Here is a 6,790-nt window from a genome sequence, read left to right on the forward strand (position 1 = left end):
CGGGTAGGCTGTCAGCGGCTGGCGGGAAGTGCGGCGTAGTCTACTGGACCGTATGGTGAGACGACGGAGACAACACGGTCACAATTTGACTAAGATGACCGCAATCAAAACACCCCTCAGCCACCCTCCGGAAGATACGAAATGACACTTACCCAAGCAGTTCCGTTCACGCCGAAGTTCGGACAAATGCTGAGCCCGGAAGCCAACGGCATCCTGGTGCTTGATGAATTCACGCTGGACCCGGAAGCGGCCCGCAAGGAGCAGCACGGTTTCCGCGCCGCCCTTGGTTCTGTGGCCCTCACCCTCCGCCGCATCGTTGCCCTCCGCCTGTTCATTGCGGTGGTGGCCATCGCCAACCTTCCGCTGTTCCTCCTCTCCACCGGCTGGTGGATTTACGCAGTGTCCCTGACCGTTGTGGTGGCAGTGCACGCGGCCGTTTCCTGGCTGAACAGCCATGAACCGAAGGTCCGCCAGCGGCACTCCCTGGAACTGCACATGCACCGGGAACGCAGCGACAACTACCGCAAGGTGCGCGACGCCGTGAAGTTCGTGATCGATTCGCCGGCGCGCATGAACGAGCACCTGTACCTGGAACTCCTGGCCGCCAAGCGGGTTGCCCTGCACCTGCACATCGGCACCGTGGCCGTCTTGGACACCAGCGACGACTCTGCCTGGAAAGTCCGGATCGTCCGCGAACTGCCGCAGACGGCATTTACGCAGGCCGCCTAGAAAGCAGCAGGAACCAACCAACTTAAGAAACAACGACGCCGGAGCTCCCCGCCAAGGGGAGGCTCCGGCGTCATTGTTAACGCTGTGCTGCTTGAACGCTAGGCAGGCAGCTGCAGGACCTGGCCTTCAAGCACCAGGTCGGGATCCACGATGGTGTCCGTGTTGGCGTCGGCAAGGGTCTGCCAGCCGCCGGTGATGTTGAGCTTCTCCGCGATGGTGCTCAGTGTGTCGCCGGCCTCGACCGTGTAGGTCTCGCCACTCAGCGGAACCTGCGCTGCGTGCCGGGGCTCGGCCTGGACGGGCGCGGCCTGGACGGGCGCCGGCGCGGCCTGGACCTGGACTTCGGCGGGCGCCGCCGGAGTGACCGGAACGCTCGGGGCGGGTGCTCCGCCGCCGCCGCTCAGGCCCAGCTTGGCGGCGCAGGCGGGCCAGGCGCCCCAGCCCTGGCTGGCCTGGACGTTTTCGGCGACGGCGATCTGCTGCTCGCGGGTGGCGTTTGCCGCCGATCCGGTGCCGCCGTAGGCCGCCCACGTGCTGTCCGTGAACTGCAGGCCACCACTGAAACCGTTGCCCGTATTGGTGCTCCAGTTGCCGCCGCTCTCACACTGGGCGAGGGCGTCCCAGGTGCTGCCGCTGGTGGCGGTGGGCACGGCCGCGTTGGCGGCTGTGGCGGACAATGCGAGTCCTGCCGCTGAAACGGCGGCCAGCGTGACTCCGCGGCGCGCGGCGGTCCCCAGTTTGGATTTGCCCATGGACGTGTTCATGCGAGTGGAAGTGTTCATGAAAGTGGATGCTCCTGAGGGCCACCTGCGCTCGGTCCGTCCCCGGACGTTGTCGCGCCACTGCCCGCCCCTGACGAACTAGAGGTCATTTACGGTGTCTGCCGGCCGGGCAGTTACTGGTGGTGGCAGCACCGGGCATTCGTTGTCCCGCATGGCGGGATTACGTTCCACGCTAAGACAGTGCCGCCCCGTTATCAAATCGAAATAGATACCGGGGGCCGGCTGCCAGTCTGGGCGTGAGCACCGGCGCCGGTCAGTGCTGCAGCGCCGTGGCCAGGTATGGCGCCGTCCGGCTCTGCTTGGAACGCGCGACGGCGGCCGGCGTCCCGGACGCCACGATCTCACCACCGGCATCGCCACCGGCCGGGCCGAGGTCGATGACCCAGTCCGCGGCAGCCACCACGTCCATTTCGTGCTCCACCACAATGACCGTATTTCCGGCGTCCACCAGGCAATGCAGCTGCACCATGAGCAGCTGGACGTCCGCCGGGTGGAGTCCCGTCGTGGGCTCATCCAGCAGGTACAGGGTGTGGCCGCGGCGGGCGCGCTGGAGTTCCGTGGCCAGTTTGATCCGCTGCGCCTCGCCGCCGGAGAGCTCGGTGGCGGGCTGGCCCAGCCGGAGGTAGCCCAGGCCAACGTCGCGCAGGGTCTGCAGGCTGCGGGCGGCGGCCGGAACGCCGGCCAGGAATTCAGCCGCGGCGTCCACGGTCATGGCCAGTACTTCGGCCACGTTTTTGCCGTTGTAGCTGACCTCAAGGGTCTCCGGGTTGTAGCGCGAACCCGCGCATTCGGGGCAGGGGCCGTAGCTGCCCGGAAGGAACAGGAGCTCCACGGCCACGAATCCTTCGCCCAGGCAGGTCTCGCAGCGTCCGCCGGCCACGTTGAAGGAAAACCGCCCGGCGCCGAAACCCCGGGCACGGGCCTGCTCGGTGGCGGCGAATTCCTTGCGCACCGCGTCGAAGAGCCCGGTGTAGGTGGCGAGGTTGGACCTCGGGGTGCGGCCGATCGGTTTCTGGTCCACCCGGACCAGCCGGTCAATCCGTTCCAGCCCGGAGACCGGGCCCACTGCTTCGGAAACATCCAGCGGCTCGCCGGACCCGGCGTCCGCGGAGCCCGGGAACCCGGCGGCATCCGAGGTGTCCGCAGTGTCCGCGGCGGCGCCGCCTTCGGGTTTCAGCCGTGCTCCGACCACTTCGGCGAGAACTTGGCTGACCAGGGTCGATTTGCCGGAGCCGGACACGCCTGTGACGGCGGTCAGGATGCCCAGCGGGAACTCCGCGTCGAGGCTGCGCAGGTTGTGGCGGGTGATGTCGCGCAGCTCCAGCCAGCCGTCCGCCTCCCTGCGGGTGGATTTGGGGACTGCGGCTTTGCCCTCCGGGAACAGGAACGGCCTCGTGACGGACGCATCCACGTCCGCGAGCCCGGCCACGGGCCCGCTGTACAGGATCTCGCCGCCGCCTTCACCGGCACGCGGGCCAACGTCCACCAGCCAGTCGGCGCGGCGCACCACATCCATGTTGTGTTCCACCACGAACACCGAATTCCCCGAGGACTTGAGCGCTTCGAGCACGGCCTGCAGGGGTTCGGCGTCCGCGGGGTGAAGCCCTGCGGAGGGTTCGTCCAGCACGTACACCACGCCGAACAGCCCGGAGCGGAGCTGGGTGGCGATCCGCAGGCGCTGCATTTCACCGGGGGAGAGCGTGGGAGTCGCCCGGCCCAGGGCGAGGTAGCCAAGGCCCAGCTCCAGCAACACGGTGATCCGCAGCAGGAGGTCGCGAGTGATGGCCACCGCCACTTCATTGGTCTCGCCCGATGCCGCGGCTCGGCTGGCTGTCCCTGCGTCCGTGACCTGGCTGGTGGGCCGGATCAGCTCCGCCAGTTCACTCATCGGCACGGCGTTTAGGTCGGCGATGGTGTGGCCCGCAAAGGTCACGGCGAGGGCCTCCGGGGTGAGGCCGCTGCCGCTGCAGCGCTCGCACGGACCCGTCTCCATGAACCTGAGGACGCGCTGGCGCATGGTGTCGCTCTTGGAGTCGGCCAGGGTGTGGAGCACGTAGCTCTTGGCACTCCAGAAACGTCCCTTGTACGGCTTGGCCACGCGGTCCCGCCTCGGCGTCACCTCCACTACCGGCTGCTCCTCGGTGAAGAGGATCCAGTCACGGTCCTTCCTGGGCAGCTTCCGCCACGGAATGTTGACGTCGTAGCCGAGGTGGCTGAGGATGTCGCGGAGGTTCTTGCCCTGCCACGCGCCGGGCCAGGCGGCGATGGCACCGTCGGCGATGCTCAGCGAGGTGTCCGGCACCAGGGACGATTCGCTGACTGTGTGGGCAACACCGAGGCCGTGGCACACAGGGCAGGCGCCTGCAGCGGTGTTGGGCGAGAAGGCGTCAGAATCCAGTTGCGCCACACCGTCCGGGTAGGTTCCGGCACGGGAGAACAGCATGCGCAGCGAGTTGGACAGTGTGGTGACCGTGCCCACCGTGGAACGGCTGCTCGGTGTGCCGCGCCGCTGTTGAAGCGCGACGGCGGGAGGCAGCCCGGTGATCAGCTCCACCTTGGGGTTGTGCCCCTGCTGGATGAGGCGCCGCGCGTACGGGGCCACGGACTCGAAGTAGCGGCGCTGGGCCTCGGCATAAATGGTGCCGAAGGCGAGGGATGACTTGCCGGAACCGGAGACGCCGGTGAACGCCACGATGGCATCGCGCGGCACGTCCACATCCACGTTGCGAAGGTTGTTTTCGCGGGCTCCGCGCACGCGGACGAATCCATCGGTGGGGTGGTCCGGGGTCAGGAAGGGCACATCGGAAGCCTGCTTGTTGTGTTGCATTGGTTCGACTCTATCGGTGCGGGGGCGCCGCGGGCATATCCTTACCGGATGGAAACTTACGACGGCGCACCCGAACCCGGCGGCGCGCCAGCACTCAGCGATGCACCCCTACCCACTGCTGAAGAGGCCAACCCGGAACACGCTGCGAAGGACCGGCCTGCGGAGGATCAGACCGTCACCGAAGCAGCGGCCGACGAGCCGGTCGTTGAGCAGCCTGTCAAGCTGTTGCCGGTGGCGGAGCTGCACCTCCACATCGAGGGAACGCTGGAGCCGGAGCTGATATTCGCCCTCGCAGAACGGAACGGCATCGAGCTGCCGTATGCGGACCTCGACGAGCTGCGGGCCCGTTACGAGTTCACTGACCTGCAGTCCTTCCTGGACCTGTACTACGCCAACATGGCCGTACTGCAGACGGAGCAGGACTTCGCGGACATGACCCGCGCCTACCTGGAACGTGCGGCGGCCGCGGGAGTGCGGCACGCCGAAATCATGATGGACCCGCAGGCGCACGTATCCCGCGGAATCCCGCTGGAAACCTGCGTCAACGGGGTTGCCTCCGTGCTGGCGAACTCCCTGGCGGAGTTCGGCGTGTCCACCCTGCTCATCGCCGCGTTCCTGCGCGACCTGTCCGAGGAATCGGCCCTCGGCGTCCTGGAGCAGCTGTTGGCCATGAACGCGCCCATCGCCGGAATCGGCCTGGACTCGGCCGAGGTGGGCAACCCCCCGGCCAAATTCGAACGGCTGTTTGCGCGGGCGAAGGAAGCCGGGCTGCACCGCATTGCGCACGCCGGCGAGGAGGGCCCGCCGTCGTACATTATCGATGCGCTGGAACTGCTGGACGTGGAGCGGATCGACCACGGCATCCGCTGCATGGAGGACCCCGACCTGGTGGAACACCTCGTCGCGGAGCGCGTGCCGCTGACCGTGTGCCCCCTGTCCAACGTCCGGCTCCGCGCCGTGGACACCCTGGCCGAGCACCCGCTGCCGGCCATGCTGGCCGCGGGACTGAACGTCAGCGTGAACTCGGACGACCCCGCCTACTTTGGCGGATATGTGGACGACAACTTCGTGCAGCTGCAGACCGTCCTGGGGCTGTCCGAGTTCGACCGCGTCCGGCTGGCATCGAACTCCATCCGGTCCTCCTTCGCGGACGACGAGCGTAAGACCGAACTGCTGGCGGAGCTCGGTTACTCCTAACCCCGTGCGTAGGCCCGGGCCCTAGGCCCGGGCGGCCGGTGCCGCCAGGCTGCGGGCGCTGCGGGTGGTGATCCACCACCCCAGTGCCGCCATGGCCAGGCCGATCGGGATTCCGTAGGGCGGCAGGCCGGCGTTGTAGCCCAGGACGCCGGCCACAACGAAGGCCGCACCCACCCAGGCCGGGAACATGCGGGCCCGCCAGCCGGCAATCCCGAAAACCATCCAGCCAAGGGCAAAAAGGACGTAGCTGGAGAACCCGCCGATCACCAGCATTCCCGACCCGCCGGCCAGGATGGCCCCGGGCGCGACGTCGGCGATCCACGGGCCGGCGAAACCGTCGAACCACATGTTGCCCGCCATGTCCATGGTGCCCACCAGGGCAAAGCAGAAGGCGACGGCGCCCAGGGCCCCGGCCTCGGCGTGGACCCTCAGGTAGACGCAAACCAGCGCCAGGAGCAGCCCGATGAAGACCACAAAGTAGAGCGCGTTGGTCACCTGGAACGGGGTTTCGCGCATCATCGCGATCCGTTCCTTGCTGGTGTCGGCCGCGAGGAGCCGCGAAACGTCGACGGCCGCGAAGGTGAGGCCCGCAGCCACGGCGATCGGGCCGGCGCCGGAGGCGAGTGGTGATGACATGACTTCTCCAATCAGGGCCGGGGTGGCGGCGCCGGGATGCTCATGGCGCCGGCGGCCCGGGGACGGTGCGGCCGGAGCGCACGGGGAGGGGGCGGACGTCGGTCGCTTCCCTGGGTGCAGTGCGCCAGGCCGGGCGGTCCAACAGAACGGTGCCGAGGACGGAGGCGGTGACCACCGCAAGGTAGATCACTTCCGCCCTGGTTAGGTCGGACCCCGTGAATCCGTACGAGCCCATGGTGAACGTGCCCTGGCTGTTGTGGAAGAGCAGCGTCAGCAGCACGCTCCCGCCGGTGCGGTTGAACAGCCAGACGTAGAGGAAGGTGATCACGAAGGTTATCGGCAGGCCGATAATGCTCAGGCCGCCGAAGATGATCAACGGCAGGTGCCAGACGGCCACCGCCACCCCGAGCAGCGTTGCTGACAGCAGCGGGGTCCGGGCGGCCTGGAGCAGCGGGACGGCGTAGCCGCGGAATCCAGGTTCTTCGCCCAGCGGCCCGTCCATCGGATTGATCAGGCGCACCCCGAAAACCATCAGCAGCCCGGACCAGGTCAACTGGGACAGCCCCGGTGCCGCGGCGCCGAAGACGATATTGAGGGAGCCAATGACCAGTACCAGCAG

Annotated in this window: 6 protein-coding genes; 2 read left to right on the forward strand and 4 right to left on the reverse strand. The window is 67.7% G+C overall.

Going from position 1 to position 6,790, the window contains the following annotated elements; translation table 11 throughout:
• Nucleotides 1-141 precede the first annotated feature (141 nt).
• Nucleotides 142-729 carry a hypothetical protein gene (locus tag BS38_RS0118280; RefSeq protein WP_028272114.1) on the forward strand — a complete coding sequence of 196 codons (588 nt, stop codon included), beginning with the start codon at nt 142-144 and terminating at the stop codon, nt 727-729.
• A 98-nt stretch (nt 730-827) separates the two neighbouring features.
• Here the strand turns inward: BS38_RS0118280 and BS38_RS0118285 are convergent, their stop codons facing one another.
• Together BS38_RS0118285 and BS38_RS0118290 are read right to left on the reverse strand one after the other, a co-directional pair.
• A complete protein-coding gene (locus tag BS38_RS0118285) occupies nt 828-1,511 on the reverse strand; it encodes a LysM peptidoglycan-binding domain-containing protein (protein WP_156037176.1) in 684 nt (227 codons plus the stop codon).
• Between the two features lie 253 nt (nt 1,512-1,764).
• Nucleotides 1,765-4,338: an excinuclease ABC subunit UvrA gene (locus tag BS38_RS0118290; protein WP_028272116.1), complete on the reverse strand. Its 2,574-nt coding sequence runs from the start codon at nt 4,336-4,338 to the stop codon at nt 1,765-1,767.
• 48 nt (nt 4,339-4,386) lie between these two features.
• On the opposite strand from BS38_RS0118290, the gene BS38_RS0118295 reads away from it, so the two are divergent.
• Nucleotides 4,387-5,535, forward strand: coding sequence for an adenosine deaminase (locus BS38_RS0118295; RefSeq protein WP_231511324.1), 1,149 nt, complete (start codon nt 4,387-4,389; stop codon nt 5,533-5,535).
• A gap of 21 nt (nt 5,536-5,556) precedes the next feature.
• On the opposite strand, the gene BS38_RS0118300 is transcribed toward BS38_RS0118295, so the two are convergent.
• Together BS38_RS0118300 and BS38_RS26520 are read right to left on the reverse strand one after the other, a co-directional pair.
• Entirely contained in the window at nt 5,557-6,171 is a 615-nt protein-coding gene (locus BS38_RS0118300; protein WP_028272118.1) for a hypothetical protein, read from the reverse strand.
• 40 nt (nt 6,172-6,211) lie between these two features.
• The coding region (locus BS38_RS26520) for a CPBP family intramembrane glutamic endopeptidase (RefSeq protein WP_028272119.1) at nt 6,212-6,790 on the reverse strand (579 nt) is incomplete at its 5' end.

Origin of the sequence: Arthrobacter sp. UNC362MFTsu5.1 (assembly GCF_000685965.1) — a bacterium.
Lineage (GTDB): Bacteria > Actinomycetota > Actinomycetes > Actinomycetales > Micrococcaceae > Arthrobacter.

Bases quoted from the DNA above. Each gene is read 5' to 3' on its own strand.
- BS38_RS0118300 (WP_028272118.1), bottom strand. From the start codon at position 6,171: ATGTCATCACCACTCGCCTCCGGCGCCGGCCCGATCGCCGTGGCTGCG.
- BS38_RS0118295 (WP_231511324.1), top strand. From the start codon at position 4,387: ATGGAAACTTACGACGGCGCACCCGAACCCGGCGGCGCGCCAGCACTC.
- BS38_RS0118290 (WP_028272116.1), bottom strand. From the start codon at position 4,338: ATGCAACACAACAAGCAGGCTTCCGATGTGCCCTTCCTGACCCCGGAC.
- BS38_RS0118285 (WP_156037176.1), bottom strand. From the start codon at position 1,511: ATGAACACTTCCACTCGCATGAACACGTCCATGGGCAAATCCAAACTG.
- BS38_RS0118280 (WP_028272114.1), top strand. From the start codon at position 142: ATGACACTTACCCAAGCAGTTCCGTTCACGCCGAAGTTCGGACAAATG.